This is a genomic window from Pseudarthrobacter sp. TAF60_1 (assembly GCF_052113505.1).
Lineage (GTDB): Bacteria > Actinomycetota > Actinomycetes > Actinomycetales > Micrococcaceae > Arthrobacter.
Window position 1 is genome coordinate 177512 of sequence record NZ_JBFRDI010000007.1, and the last position, 17133, is coordinate 194644.

Consider the following 17133-nt stretch of genomic DNA (forward strand, 5'->3'; position numbering starts at 1 on the left):
GGCGTGCGAACGCGCGCCCTTTCGGGAGCATCCACCATGGCAAAGATCAGTCCTGAACTGTTGTCCGTCCTGCGCTGTCCCGTGACCGGCTCGCCGCTGGTCCAGGAAGGCGAAGAGCTTGTATCGACGGCGGCGGGAGAGTCAGCCGTGTTGCTCCGCTATCCGATCCAGGACGGCATCCCGCTCCTCCTGCCGCCGGAACTGCTGCAGGCCGCCACCGCGGCCGGCTCCGACCAGCACGACTCCGCTTAGTCCGAGCCGGACCGAAACCCAACGACACAGAACTAAAGATTTTCACGCTGACGCCTCAACGCCGTCGCCGCTATCGGACAGAGCAAAGGAATCCCATGACAATTGACTACAAGGTCGCCGATATTTCGCTGGCCGAAGCCGGACGCCACCAGATCCGGCTGGCCGAGCACGAGATGCCGGGGCTGATGTCCCTTCGCAAGGAGTTCGGCCCCAGCCAGCCGCTCAAGGGTGCACGGATCGCCGGCTCCCTCCACATGACGGTGCAGACCGCCGTACTCATCGAAACCCTCACCGCGCTTGGCGCCGAGGTCCGCTGGGCCTCCTGCAACATTTTCTCCACCCAGGATGAAGCTGCGGCCGCCGTTGTGGTGGGCACCGGCACAACTGAGGACCCCCAGGGCGTTCCGGTATTCGCCTGGAAGGGCGAAACCCTCGAAGAATACTGGTGGACTGCGCAGCAGATCCTCACCTGGCCGGGCGCAGACGCTGATCCGGAACTCGGGCCGAACATGATCCTGGACGACGGCGGCGATGCCACGATGCTGGTACACAAGGGTGTTGAATTCGAAGCCGCCGGCGCTGTGCCGGACGCAGCGGAGGACGAGTCCGAAGAAGGCCGGATCTTCCTGGACGTGCTCCGCGCCTCCCTCAAGGAGGACAGCCGGCGCTGGACCCGGATCGGTTCCCACCTGCGCGGCGTCACCGAGGAAACCACCACCGGCGTGCACCGCCTCTACCAGCTGGCTGAACAGGGCAAGCTGCTGTTCCCCGCCATCAATGTCAACGACTCCGTTACCAAGAGCAAGTTCGACAACAAGTACGGCATCCGGCACTCCCTGCCCGACGGCATCAACCGGGCTACGGACGTCCTGATGGGCGGCAAGGTCGCCGTCGTCTGCGGCTACGGTGACGTCGGCAAGGGCGCAGCGGAGGCATTCCGCGGCCAAGGCTCACGCGTGATCGTCACCGAAATCGATCCCATCTGCGCCCTCCAGGCAGCCATGGACGGCTACCAGGTGGCGAAGCTTGAGTCCGTCCTCAGCGAAGGCCACATCTTCATCACCACTACGGGCAACAAGGACGTCATTCTCGCGGAGCACATGGCCGGGATGCGCGACAAAGCCATTGTGGGCAACATCGGCCACTTCGACAACGAGATCGACATGGCCGGACTCGCCCGGATCCCGGGTGTCAAGAAGGTCGAGATCAAGCCGCAGGTGCACGAGTGGGTGTTCGACGCCGGAACTGCGGAAGAGCGCTCCATCATCGTCCTGTCCGAGGGGCGCCTGCTGAACCTCGGCAACGCCACCGGCCACCCGTCCTTCGTGATGAGCAACTCCTTCGCCAACCAGACCATTGCCCAGATCGAGCTGTGGACGAAGCGGGACCAGCCCGAGGGCGGCCGCGAGTACGAAAACCAGGTCTACGTCCTGCCCAAGATCCTCGACGAAAAGGTTGCCCGGCTCCACCTGGACGCCCTCGACGTCGAGCTCACCGAACTGTCGAAGGAACAGGCCGAATACCTGGACCTCGACGTCGCCGGCCCCTACAAGCCGGAGCACTATCGTTACTGAGGTGTGACTCCCCGGGCGCGGACCGCGCCCGGGGTTGTTACCTTCAACCATTAAGATCGGACTATGGAGCCTGAAGCAAAGCCACACCGGATGTCGACCGCCAAGAAGATTCTCGTCGTGGCGACCGTCTGCGTTCTGGCTGCAGCAGGCGGTGTGTTCGCCGCCGTCGCTCCGGGCCTGACCCGCGGTGCCCTCGAATCGGAGGCAGCCTCCGCAGTCCGTTCGGCTCCGGGCGTGGCATCGCCCGTCGTGCCTCCGGTCAAGGTGGACATCACCCCTGCCGCCGCCGCCAAACAGGTCAACCCGGCGTCGCCGGTCTCCGTGAAGGTGGGCAACGGCAGGATCGAGAGCGTCACCCTCACCAGCACCTCGGGCGAAGCAATTTCAGGCACCTTCGCGACTGATGGCAGCAGCTGGTCCGCCACGGCGCCGCTGAAATTCAACACCGAATACAGCTACACGTATGTGGTTACCGACGCAGCCGGGCGCGAGACCACCACCACACAGTCGTTCAACACGGTCTCCAGTACTCACGAGGCGGACGCTGCGATCTACCCCCTGGATGGGATGAAGGTGGGAGTGGGGCAGCCCCTGCAGGTCATCTTCAGTGAACCGGTGGTCAACCGGGATGCAGTGGAGAAGGCCATCAAGGTCACCTCCAGTGCCGGCCAGACAGGTGCCTTCCATTGGTTCAGCGACACTATGGTCCGCTACCGGCCGGAAGCCTTCTGGGCGGCCAACTCCACCGTCACCATGGACATGCAGCTCTTCGGAGTGGACCTCGGCAACGGCCAGATCGCCAACTTCAACAAGAAGGTGAACATCCGGTTCGGTGACAAGAAAGTTGCCATCGCCGACGCCGCAGCACACACGTTTACCCTCAGTGTCAATGATCAGGTGGTCAAGACCCTCCCTGTCAGCATGGGAGACAAGCGCTTCCCGTCGGCCCGCGGCTATGCCGTGCTGATGGAGAAGAACCGCCACGACCACTTCCGCGCCGCGAGCATCGGGCTTAAACCGGGGGACCCGGCGTATTACGGTGAGGTGGACGTGGAGTACTCCATCCGGCTTACACTCAGCGGGGCGTATATTCACCAGGCGCTCGAGTCCGCCTACCCTTACATCGGCAACACCAACGTTTCCCACGGCTGCATCGGGTTCGCCCCCGACGGCGCGGCCTGGGTCTTCGACAACATGACCACGGGCGATGTTGTGCAGATCATTAACACCGAAGGCGACTACGCCGCCTTGGATGACGGCTATGGGGACTGGAACATCCCTTGGGCCCAGTATGACAACTAGGCCGCTAGGCTCGAGACCTGACACACTGCGCTGCCCGGACCAGAGCCGGGCGGCACGGACCCCAACGGAAGTGACGCTGCTGTGAACGACAACTCGCCGACCCCTGCCAAGCGCACGGAGCCGCAGCCGGATCCGCACCTTGATACTTCTTCGGACTCGGATGAGCCCGCCTTCGCCTGGATGACGGGTCAGCCCGAGAGCCGCGCCGACCGCAAAGCGGCGGAGGCCGCCGCCGGACCGGCTGAAGCCAGATCCGCGGCCGCGGACGGCGCAGGCCCTGTAAGTGCAGCCGCTGAGCCTGCAACGGCCGAGGGCGCCGGAGCCGAGGGTTCCGGCGCGGAGCCCGCCCGCGACGAACTTTCCCGAGCCGACAGCACGGACGCCGGCCGCACTGGAGCCGGCCACACCGCCGTCGGGTCTTCCCCCGCGGCCGCCGGGAGGGAAACACCCCTCGCCGGTGCGGCACGCCACCAGTCCAGCCCTTATTACGAACCGCTGCCCACGTCGGCACTCCAGGTCCGCCCTCCCGAGGAGGAAGTGGAGCGCCGCAACGCGGAGCGGGAAAGCGCGGCCAACGCAAAACCGGTGGCCCCGCGCATCTGGCAGGTCCTCCTGGCCCTGTTCTACCCCGTGATCCTGTTGGTGCTCGCCGTCCGCGCGGTGACCAGCCCGCTGTTCCTGTGGATCGAGTACAACAGGCCCGGGTTTCCAGGCGACGGGTACGGCTTCAACACTGACGACAGGATGACCTACGGTTCCTACACCGTGGATTATCTCAGCAACTGGGCCGGGCCGCGTTACCTCGGTGACCTGGTGAACCGGAGTGGCGCCAGCCTGTTCAAGGACGGCGAAGTCAGCCACATGGCGGACGTAAAACTGGTCATTCTCTCGGCCTTCGGCGCAGGTGCGATCCTGATCGTGCTGAGTATCGTGGCTATCGCCTACCTGCGCCGCCGCAGCACCGGGGGAGTGCGGCGGGGGCTGTTCGCGGGCTCCATCGTGTCCCTGGCCATCATCCTTGGCCTCGGCGCACTGGCGGTGCTGGGCTGGCAGCAGTTCTTCACAGAGTTCCACCGGCTGTTCTTCGCCAGCGGTACCTGGACTTTCGCACTGGAGGACACCCTGATCCGGCTGTTCCCGGGGCAGTTCTGGATTGACGCGGGCATCGTCATCGGCGGACTTGTCCTCCTGGCCTCACTGGTGACGCTGATTCTCACCTGGCCAACGCGCCGCCGTCGCGGTCTGCTCAAAGACGACGAGGAAGCGGCTGAGGTTCCGGCCTAGCTGCTGTACAGCCCGGCAATCTCCGCTTCAAAATCCCTGACGACGGCGGCCCGCTTGAGTTTGAGTGATGGCGTCAGGTGGCCGGAGTCCTCCGTCAGCGTCGCAGCCAGGATGGTGAAGGTGCGGACGGCTTCAGCCTTGGACACGAGCGTGTTGGCGTGATCCACGGCAGTCTGGATCGCGCTCCGGATGCGGGGGTCCCGGGCTGCTTCGGCCAGGGACAATAGCTTCACACTGTTTTCCTGGCACCAGTGCTCGAGACCGGCGGCGTCCAGGCTGACGAGCGCGGCCACGTAGGGTTTCCCGTCGCCCACTACCACTGCGTGGTCCACCAGCTGATGCGTGCGGATCTTTTCTTCGAGCGGTCCGGGAGCCACGTTCTTCCCTCCGGCGGTCACCAGCAGGTCCTTCTTGCGGCCGGTAATGGTCAGGAAACCTTCAGGGTCGAGTTCGCCGAGGTCCCCGGTGCGGAAGAACCCGTCCACGAAGGCCTCCGCGTTGGCTGCTTGGTTGCCGTGGTATCCCTTGAAGACGCCGATGCCCTTAACCAGCACTTCGCCGTCCTCTGCGACGCGGATGGTGGTTCCTGGCAGGGGGATGCCCACGCTGCCCACCCGGGTGCGGCTTATCGTGTTGGCGGTACAGGGCGCCGTGGTTTCAGTCAGCCCGTAGCCCTCGAGGACCGGGATTCCCGCACCGCGGAAGAAATGCGCGTCGTCGGGTGCCAGGGGGCTGGCGCCGGACACCATGTGGCCCACCCGGCCGCCGAACAGGTGGCGGAGCCGGGCATACACGAGCCGGTCAAAAACTGCATGCTGCAACCGCAACGCGAAGCCCGGCCCTGTGCCTTGACCACGGGCTGCCTTGTCCTGCTCGGTGGAGTAGCGGATGGCCGTTGAGGAGGCCGCCCCGAAGATCCGCGACCTGCCGGCCATGGCCGCCTTGTGCGCGGCACCCGCCCGCACCTTTTCGAAAATCCGGGGCACAGCCAGGAGGAAAGTCGGTTTGAAGGTCCCCAGGTCATCAAGCAGCGCTGCAGCACTGTTGACGTGGCCCAGCGTCGCGCCTGCGTGGAGGCAGGCCACCTGGACAGCGCGGGCCAGCACGTGGGCCAAAGGCAGGAACATCAGGGTACGCGCATGGGGCTGCTTCAGGATCTCGGGCAGGAATGCCGCCACATTGACGGCCACGAGCGCAAAATTGCCGTGGGTGATCTCGCAGCCTTTGGGGCGGCCGGTGGTGCCCGACGTGTAAACCAAGGACGCGACGTCGGCAAGGCCGGCGGCCGTGCGGTGGCGTTCCAGTTCGGCGTCCGTCACCCCCATTCCGGCAGCCGAGAGGCTGGCGAGGTCCGGGGCTTCGCCGTCGAAATCCATCCTGACCACACTGACCAGCCGGTCCCGCAGGACTGCCGAGGTTTCCAGCACATTGGTGATCAGAGCCACCTTGTTTCGGTCCTCGGCGAACACGTGGCGGGCGCCGGCGTCGTGCAAAATCCACTCCACCTGTCCGGGGGAGGAGGTCTCATAGACGGGCACGGTCACGCCGCCGGCGAACCATATGGCGAAGTCAACCAGGGTCCACTCATAGCGGGTTGCGGACATGACCACCACGCTGTCTCCCGGCTCCAGGCCGCCGGCAATCAGCCCCTTGGCGAGGGCGCGGACATCCTGCAGGAATTTGTGCGCCGGTACATCAGTCCAGCCATTTGGGCCCTTTCGGGCGTAAAGCGGGTGGGCGGGGTTGGCAGCTTCCTGCTGGAGCAAAAGGTCAGTGACATTGCTGTCGGGGTCCAGCTCCACCAGGAGGTCTGTGCTTGCTTCTCGCACGGGGGCGTCTCCGTTCCACAGCCGTACCGCGGCGCGCGGCTATTTCGAGGGTCTGATCCATCCTGCCTTAGATCCAGGATGGCATCCACATTCTGTAACGCCATTCCTCGTAGGAAATGGTCTCCGCGGTCCACAGCGGGTAGAAGAACGCGGACAGCAGGAGGGCGGCGGCGACGAACAGCGCCAGCAGGTAGAGGCCCGAGCGCCGACGCCAGAGCGGGTCCCCTTCACGGCCAAGGCCCAGGCCCAGGCAATAGACCAGGGACAGTATCAGGAACGGCTCGAAGGAAACGGCGTAAAAGAAGAACATGGTGCGTTCCGGATACAGGAACCACGGCAGGTACCCCGCACCCATGCCCGCGAGGATTGCCCCTGCCCGCCAGTCCCGGCGGCCGGCCCACCAAAAAAGCAGGACCACCAGCGAGATAGCGGCACTCCACCAGATCAGAGGGTTCCCGACTGACAGGATCGCTGAGGCGCAGCGGGCTGCCTGGCACTCCAGGGTCTCCGGTCCCGGCTGCTGGTAGTAGAACGAGGTTGGCCGGCCCATGACCAGCCAGCTCCAGGCGCTGGCCTCATAGGGGTGCTCCGAGCTCAGGCCCTGGTGGAACTTGTAGGCCTCCAGATGGTAGTGCGCCAGCGAGCGGAGCGGGTCCGGCACCCAGCCCCACCCGGCGGACGGATTTGCCTCGGCCCAGCGGCGGAAGTAGGCATCCTTGGAACGGAACCATCCGGTCCAGGTTGCCGTGTAAACGAGGGCGGCCACGGGAACCATGCTGGCAAAGGCCGGGAGCCCGTCCTTGATGATTCCCCCGCTGATCCAGCCGCGGATTCCCGCCACTCGGCGGGCATTCAGGTCCCACAGGACAGTGAGGATGCCGAACCCGGCAAGGAAGAACAGGCCAGACCATTTGGTGCCTATTGCCAGACCCATACAGACGCCCGCGGCGAGCCGCCACCAGCGGATACCCAGCCAGGGGCCCGCCAGCAGCTGGCCACCCGACGGGCGGCCTGTCGTCGACGCTCCCGCGAGCCGCGCAAGCCTGGCAGCGAGGCGGCGCCGCCCGTCATCGCGGTCCAGCAGTAAGGCCCCGAAGGCGGCCAGGATCCAGAACATCAGGAAGATGTCCAGCAGGGAGGTCCGGGACATGACCAGGTGGTGGCCGTCGACGGCGAGCAGGAGGCCGGCCGCCGCAGCCAGCGGCAGGGAGCGGAACAGTTTCAGCGCGATGAGCGTCAGAAGCAGGATGGACAGGGTGCCCGTCAGTGCGGCGCCGAACCGCCAGCCAAACGGATTATCCGAGCCGAACAGCCACATGCCCCCGGCGATCATCCATTTGCCCACCGGTGGATGGACCACGTATTCCGGACTGTCCAGCAGGATCGCGGGGTTGCCGGCGTTGAAGGAGTCGTTGGCCTTGTCCGGCCACGTGCGCTCGTAGCCACTGACCAGGTAGGAGTAGGCGTCCTTGACGTAGTACGTTTCGTCGAAGACCAGGCTGTGCGGGGTGTCCAGGCGCACAAAACGGAGGATGCCGCCAAGCAGGGTGGTCAGGGCAGGAACCAGCCAGAACCAGATGCGCAGCGACGGCGGGTAATCACGCCAGCTGAGGATGTCGCCGATGAGGCGCTCGCGGAGGCCTTCGGCGGAAAAGGCCTCCGCTGGGCGGGCGATCCACGGGCGGCCGGCACGCGGAATGGTTTCTCTGGCCTCGGCAGGCCGCATCGAGGTCTGCGTCACGAGCCCCATGCTACCTTTTACGGCCTGCTTCCCCTGCCAGCAGTAGGCTGGTGGGGTGGACCCTAACCCCAATACCTTCGCCGAATCCAGCCCTGCCGAATCCAGCACTGCCGAATCCAGCGCGCCCGAATCCTGCCCTGCCGATCGCTCGCCCGAAGCTGAGCCGGATCTGGCCGCTGCTGGTCCGGCCGCTGCCGGGCCCGGACGGATCGTCCTGGCGGCCACGCCGATCGGCAATACCGGCGACGCCTCCGCCCGTCTGATCGAACTGCTGGGCACGGCCGACATCGTGGCAGCCGAGGACACCCGGCGCCTGCACCGCTTGGTCCAGAGCCTTGGCGTGACGGTTGCCGGGCGGGTTATCAGTTATCACGAGCACAATGAGGCCACCAAGACAGCTGAGCTGTTGGACCAGGTACGGGCGGGCAAGACCCTCGTTATGGTGACGGATGCCGGAATGCCGTCCGTGTCGGACCCCGGCTTCCGCCTGGTGGAAGGGGCTGTGACTGCCGGGCTGACAGTGACCGCAGCCCCGGGGCCGTCTGCCGTGCTGACAGCCTTGGCACTGTCCGGCCTTCCCACCGACCGTTTCTGCTTCGAGGGCTTCCTGCCCAGGAAGGCGGGCGAACGCGCGTCGCGCCTTGCCGACCTGGCGGCGGAGCGCCGGACCATGGTTTTCTTCGAGGCGCCGCACCGGCTTGAGCCGATGCTTCGGGCGCTCCGGGAACGCTTCGGATCCGAGCGGCGGATCGCTGTCTGCCGCGAGCTGACCAAGACCTATGAAGAAGTCATCCGCGGCACTGTGGGGGAATTGCTGCTCTGGGCGGAGAACAACGAGGTCCGTGGCGAGATTGCGGTGGTGCTGGGCGGGGCACCAGAGCAGGCACCTGGCACGCCCGAAGACCACGTGGCAGCCGTCAACGAGTTAATGGCCCAGGGCATCCGGCTTAAGGAAGCAGTGGCTGCCGTCGCTGAAGATGTGCGCGTCAGCAAGCGCGAGCTGTACTCGGCGGTGCTGGCGGCGCGCTGAAGGCAGACGGCAGGGCCGGGGCGGACAAAGGACGAGCGGAAAGCAGCCCCCGCCGATACTGGACGCAGCGTTGTGCAGGTGCACACCCCGGGGCTTCGCGGGCGGTGCATTCAGGCGTAGACCCCCGGTCCGGCAGAGCAGTACTGTGAAAGGAATTAGCCGCGAGGCGGGGCACCTACGGCCCCGCAGGGCTCAACCACTCTTACTGACGAGGGAGTCACCGTGACCGTCACTGCACAGACTGCTGTAACTGCGGACCGCGAGAGCGAGCTGCTGGCTTCCGTTCCTACCGGGCTGCTGATCAATGGTGAGTGGCGGCCTGCCGCTTCGGGGAAGACGTTCGACGTCGAGGATCCCGCCACCGGGAAGGTCCTGGTGAGCGTCGCCGATGCCGGCCCCGAGGATGGCATGGCGGCTCTGGATGCTGCCGCTGACGCCCAGGAGTCCTGGGCTAAGGTGCCTGCCCGGGAGCGCGGCGAAATCCTCCGGCGGGCGTTCGATCTGGTCACGGAGCGGGCCGAAGATTTCGCGCTGCTGATGACTTTGGAGATGGGCAAGCCGCTGGCGGAGGCCCGGGGTGAGGTCACCTATGGGTCGGAGTTCCTGCGCTGGTTCTCGGAGGAGGCGGTGCGCGCGTTCGGCCGTTACTCGGTATCGCCGGACGGGAAGTCCCGGCTGCTGGTCACCAAGAAGCCGGTGGGACCATGCCTGCTGATCACACCGTGGAACTTCCCGCTGGCCATGGCCACCCGCAAGATCGCCCCCGCTGTGGCCGCCGGCTGCACCATGGTGCTGAAGTCGGCCAACCTGACGCCGCTCACGTCCCAGCTGTTCGCTGCCGTCATGCTGGAAGCCGGCCTGCCTGCCGGGGTCCTGAATGTTATTCCGACGTCTACTGCCGGCGCCACCACGGGCCCGCTGATCAAGGACCAGCGCCTGCGCAAACTGTCCTTCACCGGCTCCACCGAAGTGGGCCGCCGCCTCTTGGCCGATGCCTCTGAAACCGTGCTGCGGACTTCCATGGAGCTCGGCGGGAACGCCCCGTTTGTGGTGTTCGAGGATGCGGACCTGGACGCCGCCGTTGCCGGGGCCATGGTGGCCAAGCTGCGCAACATGGGTGAGGCCTGCACGGCGGCCAACCGGTTCATTGTGCACGAGTCGGTCGCGGACGAATTCGCCAGGAAGTTCGCCGACAAAATGCGTGGCATGACCACCGCCCGCGGCACTGAGCCCGAGTCCAAGGTGGGCCCGCTGATCGATGCCAAGAGCCGGGACAAGGTCCATGAACTCGTCACCGATGCCGTGGCGTCAGGGGCCACAGCAGTCATCGGCGGCGCCGCAGCGGAGGGCCCGGGCTACTTCTATCAGCCCACCATCCTGACAGGCGTCACCGAAGGGACCCGGATCCTGGCTGAGGAGATTTTCGGGCCCGTCGCACCGATCATCACCTTCGGCACCGAAGAAGAGGCCGTCCGGCTGGCGAACAGCACCGAATACGGGCTTGTGGCCTATGTCTTCACCAAGGACCTGAACCGCGGGATCCGCATGGGTGAACGCCTTGAGACCGGGATGCTGGGCCTCAACGCGGGCGTCATCTCCAATGCCGCAGCACCGTTCGGCGGCGTCAAGCAGTCCGGGCTGGGACGCGAGGGTGGCCTCGAAGGCATTGAGGAATACCTGTATACCCAGTACATCGGGATCGCTGACCCGTACGCCGGCTGAACCGGGAGGAGCTGCCGGCTGGGAGGCACTTTCGCTGCGGTTCCTCCGTGTCAGTGCCCGCGTCGCGCACGGAGTAAGCTGCCGCGTGCCCTTGACCAGATGCGCGCTGACCTGAGGCGCGCTGCGGCCCGCACCGACCGGCGGGCCAGCGTGCTGATCCCGCGGAACGGGGCTGTCAGGAGCCGGGCCCAACGGCCCAAGAGCGAGGCCGGGAGCCAGGCGGCGCGCAGCCGCCGGGGGAGTGAGGCGTTGTCCCGCAGCGACTGCTGCACTGCCGAGATGCGCCGTGCCACCCGGTCAGGTTGCTCTACAGAGACTGCGTAGTTGCCTGGCCGGCCATAGTTCCGACGTTCGAAGTCGGCGGTCAGCGTGAGGACGGCTTGGTGCGCCTCGTCCTCCATCCCGCCTGGCTCCCCGAGTAGTGCGGAACGCCGGAGGCGTGCGGAGTAGGCGCGGGCCGTTTCGCTGGGCTGCGGCGGCAGGCCGTAGTCGGTGCCCAAGTCGCGCAGTTCAGCCCAAGCCAGCGGAACGGCGGCACCCGTGTCCGGATCTGTCCGTTGGAGCCGCCGGGAGCGGATCCCCGTGCGGACCAGCCGGGGTGACGCCAAGATCAGGAGCAGCCCCAGGACACCGGCCGCGCCCGGCAGCCACGGCAGGAGCAGCTGGCCGAGGTCGTCGCCCCCGCCGGCACCCGGGAGGGGCGCCGCCGTCGCGCTCGGCGTCGGTATAGGGGCTGTTGCGTTCGGCAGCAGGTCCTTATTGTTTTCAACGACGTCGGGAGAGCCGGGGCTGACGGGTTCAGTAGCGTAACCAGGCACTACTCCGCGTGATGGGGTGGGCTCGAAGGGCACCCACCCCAATCCCTGGAAGTAGAGTTCGGGCCACGCGTGGGCGTCGCGGGCATCCACCTCGTACTCCGGGAGGGCCCCCTGGCCGGCCACAGAGACGCTGGCTCCTGTAGGCCGGCCCGGCGCGTAGCCGACCGCGATACGGCTGGGGATTCCCTCCAGCCGGGCCATTACTGCCATGGCGGAGGAGAAATGGATGCAGTAGCCGCTCTTCTGGGTGAGGAAGTCGGCCAGTACCGAAAGCCCGTTTCCGTCGTAGCCGCCCTGGACGGGGGACTGCAGGGAGTAGGTGAACTCTCCTGAGCGCAGGTACTTCTGGATGGCCATCGCCTTGGCGTAAGCGTTATTGCTGGAACCGGTCACCGCATCGGCGGTGCGCTGGACTATGTCCGGCACGCCACCGGGAATCCTGGTGAATTCTTCCGGGATTCCGCGCACGTCCTGTGACGACTGCCGGAGTATGGCGGCAGTGAGTGCCGGCTCGGAGGACACCACAATATATTGCTGGGCGCGCGTATTGGTGTTGAGTCCCTTGACGGCGAGGGTGGCGGGGTCCCACGTCCAGGACCCGTTGAGCCCGCGGATTGATTCCGGCGCGTAAGGCAGCGGCAGGTAAGGGCTGGTAAACGTGCCGGTGTCCACCACGGTGACCTGCCGCTGCTGCGGCGCGGTGATGTCGTAGCCGGTCTGGATCTGCCCGGAGACCGGCCGGCGCGCTGCGTCCCGATCGTCGGGCCCCCAGGTCTCGCCGTCGAAATTGTCCACTGTGACGGACCGCAGGTACAGCGGCCCGGACGTGCTGGTGGCATATGTGATCCGGCCCGTGCCGGCGGGGGTTCGAAGGCTGTTGCCCAGGGTGATCATGGGGTTCAGGCCCGTACCGGCGCCCCAGGGGTTCAGGCGGGAACCTTGAGGGAACGTACCTTGATCGAAACCCGGAATTGCCAGCGGAACCGTCAGCGTGGCCACCAGTGCCACGGTTCCCGTCAGTGCGGCCCGCCGCAGTTGCCCGGGGGTCCTCCCGCTCTCTGCCGAGGTCCGGGAATCAGGGGCAAACCATTGGCTGCAGGCCAGGATCAGCAAGTAGCCCGCCGCCGCAGCACCGAATCCCCAAGCCCCTACACTTTGCGGTTTCACCATGGCCGGAACAACCATGATGGCAAGCAGGCCAAGGCCGGTTGTGGCAGGCATGCCGAGAGGGACCGCCAACGCATCAACGAGAATGACGGTCAGGCCCAGGACGGCGCAGGCGACCATCACGATCCCCGCGTTTGGGGCCACCGGTGCACTCTCGGCGAGTACTGTCTCGCTGGCGCGGCGAATGAACCTGTCCAGTTCGGTCATGGTCGCCCCGGAGGGAATGAAGCCGGCAATGCCAGTGCTGCGGAAGAAAGTCAGGGTGAGGATGGCAATCAAGGATGCGAAGCCGCCGGCCGCCACCAGGAGCGGATGGGCACGCACGGCGCGAAGTACGGCGAGGGCCAGGCAAACCACCACCACCGTTGTCAGGACAGGCAGGTACCAGGCCCACCCGCGCAGGACTCCGTTGAGGGACAATGCTGCCCCGGCCACAGACAAGGCGACAGCGCCGGCCATGGCCCATGGGTACGCCCCCACCCGTGCCCGGGCGGGAGCCGGTCCCGGGCTGCCCGAAGCCGTACCCGCGCTTCCGCCAGCAGGCCGCGGTTTACGCGGGGCATTTCGTTCCGGTGCCAGCGTCACCGCCCCACCTCCGCTCCGCGGCGGACGTCGGCTGCTGCTGTGGCCGGCGCCGGCCCTTCCTGGTCGAAGTGGCTCCAGGCCACGGGTACGGCAACCGAGGCCGGTACGGCAACCGCCCGCCAGCCGCCCCGGCGCAGTGTTTCCAGAGCTTCCTCGGAATCCTTGGGCCGGTCCGAAACGATGATGGCGAAGGCGTTTGCCCCATAGCCCGCACCCGGCGCCAAGGCCCGGGCTTCGGCAGGCGAGATCCTGCCGAGCACCGCGATGATGGGCCCACGCATCCGGTGCGCTGACAGCTTGTCCATCAGATGGTCATCGAAAACGTCGGAGTCGTGGCCGCTGTGCTCCCTCGCAGCGTGCCGTTCCCTGCCGGAGTGCAGTTCCCATCCGCCGTGGTGCGGCCCGGACAGCTGGATGGCGGCGAGACTCTCAGCGATCCACTGCAGGCCGGATGTCCCCGAGTACTCCTCTGCATCCGGCTCGGGTGCGGACGGTGAACGGAGGAAAGCCGGCTCGCCACGGGGATCCAGCAGGCGTAGCGCGTAGTTCCGCTCCGCCAGGTGCGTGCAGATGGACATCGCCGCCACCACTGCCCACTCGAACGTGGCGCTGCTGGCCATCTCGTGGCCATCCGCGGCAGGCGTTCCCCCGAAACCCGGGCCGGAGCTGCCGGAAAATGCGCCGAACCGCTGATCCAGGATGATGGTGGCTTCCGGCGTCGTCACGGATTCCTCCTGCCGTACCATGAGTTCGCCGTGGCGGGCGGTGGCCGCCCAGTGGACCCGCCGCATTGGGTCGCCCGGACGGTATTCACGGGTCATCACGTCGTCGTCGCTGGGGTTGGCGCGGATACGGGTGGCGGTGATGCCGTCGTTCCCCCGGGCACCCGCGAGCCCGGTCACAGGAAGCTCGACGGCGGCGGGCGTGACGGTGAGGATGTCGCCGTCGTCGATGGCCTGGCGGTGCAGGGACAGACCGAACGGATCAGTGAACTCGGCGGTCACGGGGCCGATCAAGTACTGCCCGCGTTTGGTGGAGTGCAGGTGATATTCATACCTGCTTGTCCCGCCGGCGGCCGACCGGGCAGGAAAGCGGAAAGCGGGGGACTCGCCTAACCGCGGAGGCAGTTTCTCTTCCATGATGGCCCGTCCGCCGCCCGAGCCGCTCCGGGCTACCCCAAGCCGGACGGTGGTGGCCGCGGAGGTCTCCACCGGGGAGGGGTGGAATTCCCGGTATACCTGGAAGCGCGGCTTCACGAGCCTGATGCCCGCAAGGGCGACTAAAGGCAGGACAATCAGCAGCACACTGAGGCTCAGGAGGTCCCGGCGTCCCATGATCTGCGCCGCCGCCAAGGCGACAGCACCTGCAGCCAGAAGCCCCCACCCGCGCTGGCTGAAGAGATGCCGGGGAAACCGATCAAGCAGCGCCATGGGAATGCCCCGCCTAGTGGTTCCGCCGCAACCCGGCCGGCGCGGCCGAAGACCGGGCGGGGCTGTTCACCGGGTCCTGGCTCACGGGAAGCCGGGACAGGATCCCCCGGATAACGCTGTTCGGCGTTTCACCGGCACCAGAAGCCTTGCGGTCCAGGATGATGCGGTGGGCCAGTACCGATTCCGCCACACCCACAACGTCGTCGGGCAGCACGAAATCACGGCCGTCCAGCGCCGCCGTGGCTTTGGCAGCCCGGAGCAGTTGGAGCATGGAGCGCGGGCTTGCACCCAGCCGGAGCAGGGGACTTTCACGCGTCGCCCTGCCCACGGAGACGGTGTACTCCTTCACTGCCTGGGAGACATAGACCTGCTGTACGGTGGCGATCATTGCGGCCACATCCGCCGCGGTGACAACGGCGGACAACTTGGCCAGCGGCGAGGTGGCCTGATGTGTCTCCAACATTTCGATCTCGGAGTCCTTGTCCGGGTAGCCCATGGAGATGCGCGCCATGAACCGGTCCCGCTGGGCCTCGGGCAGGGGATAGGTCCCTTCCATCTCGATGGGGTTCTGCGTGGCCACCACCATGAACGGCTCTTCGAGCTTGTAGGAATCTCCGTCCACAGTGACCTGGTGCTCCTCCATGCACTCCAGCAGCGCAGACTGGGTCTTGGCGGAGGCGCGGTTGATCTCATCTCCGATGACGATGTTGGCGAAGACCGCCCCGGGCCGGAATTCGAACTGGCGCGTTGCCTGGTTATAGATGGACACGCCCGTCACGTCCGAGGGCAGCAGGTCGGGAGTGAACTGAATCCGGCTCACCGTGCAGTCGATGGTCCGGGCCAGGCTCTTCGCCAGCAAAGTCTTTCCCACGCCGGGCACGTCTTCAAGAAGGAGGTGGCCTTGGGCAAGCAGCACCGTCAGGGCCAGCCTGGCGGCGTCGGATTTACCATCAATCACAGTGTTGATCGAGTCAAGGATACGGCGGCTGGCGGCGTGGAATTCCGCGGCGTCCATGGCGGATGTCCGGTGGCCGTTGAGGTGCCCCACCTGCCCGGAGACCGGGGACAAATTCCTGCCGGGAGGGGCTACCTCGTTGACGGCGGTGCGGCGGTGGGGGTCCATCTGCAACCTTTCAGCCCGGGGATCACCTGGGACGGGACAGCAGGCCTGCCTTCGCCCGGCGTGGGCGTTCGCATCTGTTCGTACCAGACTACTAACACAACTGCCGGTGCTGACAGAGAGTTCCTTGAATTCTGCCGGTATCCGACGGCGCTAGGGTGGAAGGATGTGCAATCCGCTGATTCCCGCCGCATACCGCGCTGCAGGGGCCGTCGCTCCAGCCGGTTCCGGCGAGCAGAAGCGCCCCGATTATCCGCCCGCCCCGGAACCCTTGCCGGTCCCTGTGATGGACAACCACACGCACTTCGATTTCCCCAACGGCGACAGTCCGGTGGCGCTTGCCGCTGCCTTGGACGCAGCTGAGGCAGTCGGTGTGCAGGGTGCCATCCAAGTGGGTACGGACCTCGAGTCTTCCCGGTTCGCAGTCCAGGCCGTTGACCAGGACAGCCGGTTGCTGGGGGCTGTGGCGCTCCACCCGAACGATGCCCCGGACTATGCCAGGCGCGGCGAGCTGGAGGACGCGCTGGCTGAAATTGAACGGCTGGCCGCCCACCCGCGGATCCGGGCCATCGGAGAGACGGGCCTTGACTTCTTCCGCACCGAGGGGGAGGGCCTGGCTCACCAGCGTTATTCATTCCGCCGGCACATTGACATCGCTAAGCGCCTGAATCTGACCCTGCAGATCCATGACCGGGACGCGCACGACGACGTTGTCCAGGTCCTGCGCGACGAGGGGGCTCCGGAGCGGGTAGTGTTCCACTGCTTCTCCGGCGATGAGGAGCTTGCCAGGACCTGCAATGAGGCGGGCTGGAACATGTCCTTCGCGGGAACACTGACGTTCAAGAATGCCGCCAACCTCCGGGCGGCGCTCGCGGTGGCAGATCCGGACCTGGTCCTGGTGGAAACCGACGCTCCCTTCCTGACCCCGCATCCGCACCGGGGCCGCCCCAACGCCAGTTACATGGTGCCGTACACCGTCCGGGCCATGGCCGAATTGACAGGAACCGACCTCGCCGGACTCTGTGCGAGGATCGCCCACAATACCGTGCGGGCATACGGTTCCTGGGCTTAGGAAATCCTTTTTCGTGACACTGCCCACCATACTAAGTATGTGAATTTCTTGGCCGCTTTATAACGCTACGGTTACAGTGGAGAATTATTAGCCGGGGTCGGGGAAGGCCTTCGGATAATTTCACTTCACTCGCAGAAGGCCAGGCACGTCGTTCATGGCGCCTGCCTCGGGAGGGAAGTGTGGCGGCGCAACGATGCCCGGAGCTGT

Annotated in this window: 12 protein-coding genes; 7 read left to right on the forward strand and 5 right to left on the reverse strand. The window is 66.2% G+C overall.

Annotated features, from left to right (window positions below; all coding sequences use genetic code 11):
• The first annotated feature begins 36 nt into the window (after nt 1-36).
• The 4 genes from AB4Y73_RS10420 to AB4Y73_RS10435 all read left to right on the forward strand — a co-directional run bounded on the left by AB4Y73_RS10420 (nt 37) and on the right by AB4Y73_RS10435 (nt 4412).
• Nucleotides 37-252, forward strand: a complete 216-nt coding sequence (locus tag AB4Y73_RS10420; protein ID WP_441871354.1) for a Trm112 family protein — start codon at nt 37-39, stop codon at nt 250-252.
• Between the two features lie 95 nt (nt 253-347).
• Nucleotides 348-1826: an adenosylhomocysteinase gene (ahcY, locus tag AB4Y73_RS10425; protein WP_441871355.1), complete on the forward strand. Its 1479-nt coding sequence runs from the start codon at nt 348-350 to the stop codon at nt 1824-1826.
• 63 nt (nt 1827-1889) lie between these two features.
• On the forward strand, nt 1890-3128 hold the full coding sequence (locus AB4Y73_RS10430; RefSeq protein WP_441871356.1) for a L,D-transpeptidase: 1239 nt from the start codon (nt 1890-1892) through the stop codon (nt 3126-3128).
• A gap of 81 nt (nt 3129-3209) precedes the next feature.
• Nucleotides 3210-4412, forward strand: coding sequence for a TIGR01906 family membrane protein (locus AB4Y73_RS10435; protein WP_441871357.1), 1203 nt, complete (start codon nt 3210-3212; stop codon nt 4410-4412).
• On the opposite strand, the gene AB4Y73_RS10440 is transcribed toward AB4Y73_RS10435, so the two are convergent.
• Both AB4Y73_RS10440 and AB4Y73_RS10445 read right to left on the reverse strand, forming a co-directional pair.
• A complete protein-coding gene (locus tag AB4Y73_RS10440) occupies nt 4409-6241 on the reverse strand; it encodes an AMP-dependent synthetase/ligase (RefSeq protein ID WP_441871358.1) in 1833 nt (610 codons plus the stop codon). The genes AB4Y73_RS10435 and AB4Y73_RS10440 overlap by 4 nt on opposite strands.
• A gap of 67 nt (nt 6242-6308) precedes the next feature.
• The gene (locus AB4Y73_RS10445; protein ID WP_441871359.1) at nt 6309-7991 is read right to left on the reverse strand and encodes a dolichyl-phosphate-mannose--protein mannosyltransferase; all 1683 of its coding nucleotides are present in this window, start codon (nt 7989-7991) and stop codon (nt 6309-6311) included.
• Between the two features lie 160 nt (nt 7992-8151).
• Here AB4Y73_RS10445 and rsmI point away from each other — a divergent pair, with 160 nt between their 5' ends.
• Together rsmI and AB4Y73_RS10455 are read left to right on the forward strand one after the other, a co-directional pair.
• The gene (rsmI, locus tag AB4Y73_RS10450; protein WP_441871422.1) at nt 8152-9012 is read left to right on the forward strand and encodes a 16S rRNA (cytidine(1402)-2'-O)-methyltransferase; all 861 of its coding nucleotides are present in this window, start codon (nt 8152-8154) and stop codon (nt 9010-9012) included.
• A gap of 222 nt (nt 9013-9234) precedes the next feature.
• Nucleotides 9235-10734, forward strand: a complete 1500-nt coding sequence (locus tag AB4Y73_RS10455; protein ID WP_441871360.1) for an NAD-dependent succinate-semialdehyde dehydrogenase — start codon at nt 9235-9237, stop codon at nt 10732-10734.
• A 50-nt stretch (nt 10735-10784) separates the two neighbouring features.
• Here AB4Y73_RS10455 and AB4Y73_RS10460 read toward each other — a convergent pair whose 3' ends face one another.
• The 3 genes from AB4Y73_RS10460 to AB4Y73_RS10470 are packed head-to-tail and all read right to left on the reverse strand — an operon-like array spanning nt 10785 to nt 15857.
• Nucleotides 10785-13304 carry a transglutaminase family protein gene (locus tag AB4Y73_RS10460; protein WP_441871361.1) on the reverse strand — a complete coding sequence of 840 codons (2520 nt, stop codon included), beginning with the start codon at nt 13302-13304 and terminating at the stop codon, nt 10785-10787.
• The gene (locus AB4Y73_RS10465; protein ID WP_441871362.1) at nt 13301-14734 is read right to left on the reverse strand and encodes a DUF58 domain-containing protein; all 1434 of its coding nucleotides are present in this window, start codon (nt 14732-14734) and stop codon (nt 13301-13303) included. The genes AB4Y73_RS10460 and AB4Y73_RS10465 overlap by 4 nt, the downstream gene beginning before the upstream one ends.
• 13 nt (nt 14735-14747) lie before the next feature.
• A complete protein-coding gene (locus AB4Y73_RS10470) occupies nt 14748-15857 on the reverse strand; it encodes an AAA family ATPase (protein ID WP_441871363.1) in 1110 nt (369 codons plus the stop codon).
• 163 nt (nt 15858-16020) lie between these two features.
• Between AB4Y73_RS10470 and AB4Y73_RS10475 the strand changes: the two genes are divergently transcribed.
• A complete protein-coding gene (locus AB4Y73_RS10475) occupies nt 16021-16926 on the forward strand; it encodes a TatD family hydrolase (RefSeq protein WP_441871364.1) in 906 nt (301 codons plus the stop codon).
• Nucleotides 16927-17133: the final 207 nt, after the last annotated feature.

Coding starts and splice junctions, on each gene's coding strand:
- AB4Y73_RS10420 (WP_441871354.1), top strand. CDS start 37: ATGGCAAAGATCAGTCCTGAACTGTTGTCCGTCCTGCGCTGTCCCGTG.
- ahcY (WP_441871355.1), top strand. CDS start 348: ATGACAATTGACTACAAGGTCGCCGATATTTCGCTGGCCGAAGCCGGA.
- AB4Y73_RS10430 (WP_441871356.1), top strand. CDS start 1,890: ATGGAGCCTGAAGCAAAGCCACACCGGATGTCGACCGCCAAGAAGATT.
- AB4Y73_RS10445 (WP_441871359.1), bottom strand. CDS start 7,991: ATGGGGCTCGTGACGCAGACCTCGATGCGGCCTGCCGAGGCCAGAGAA.
- AB4Y73_RS10465 (WP_441871362.1), bottom strand. CDS start 14,734: ATGGCGCTGCTTGATCGGTTTCCCCGGCATCTCTTCAGCCAGCGCGGG.
- AB4Y73_RS10470 (WP_441871363.1), bottom strand. CDS start 15,857: ATGGACCCCCACCGCCGCACCGCCGTCAACGAGGTAGCCCCTCCCGGC.
- AB4Y73_RS10475 (WP_441871364.1), top strand. CDS start 16,021: ATGTGCAATCCGCTGATTCCCGCCGCATACCGCGCTGCAGGGGCCGTC.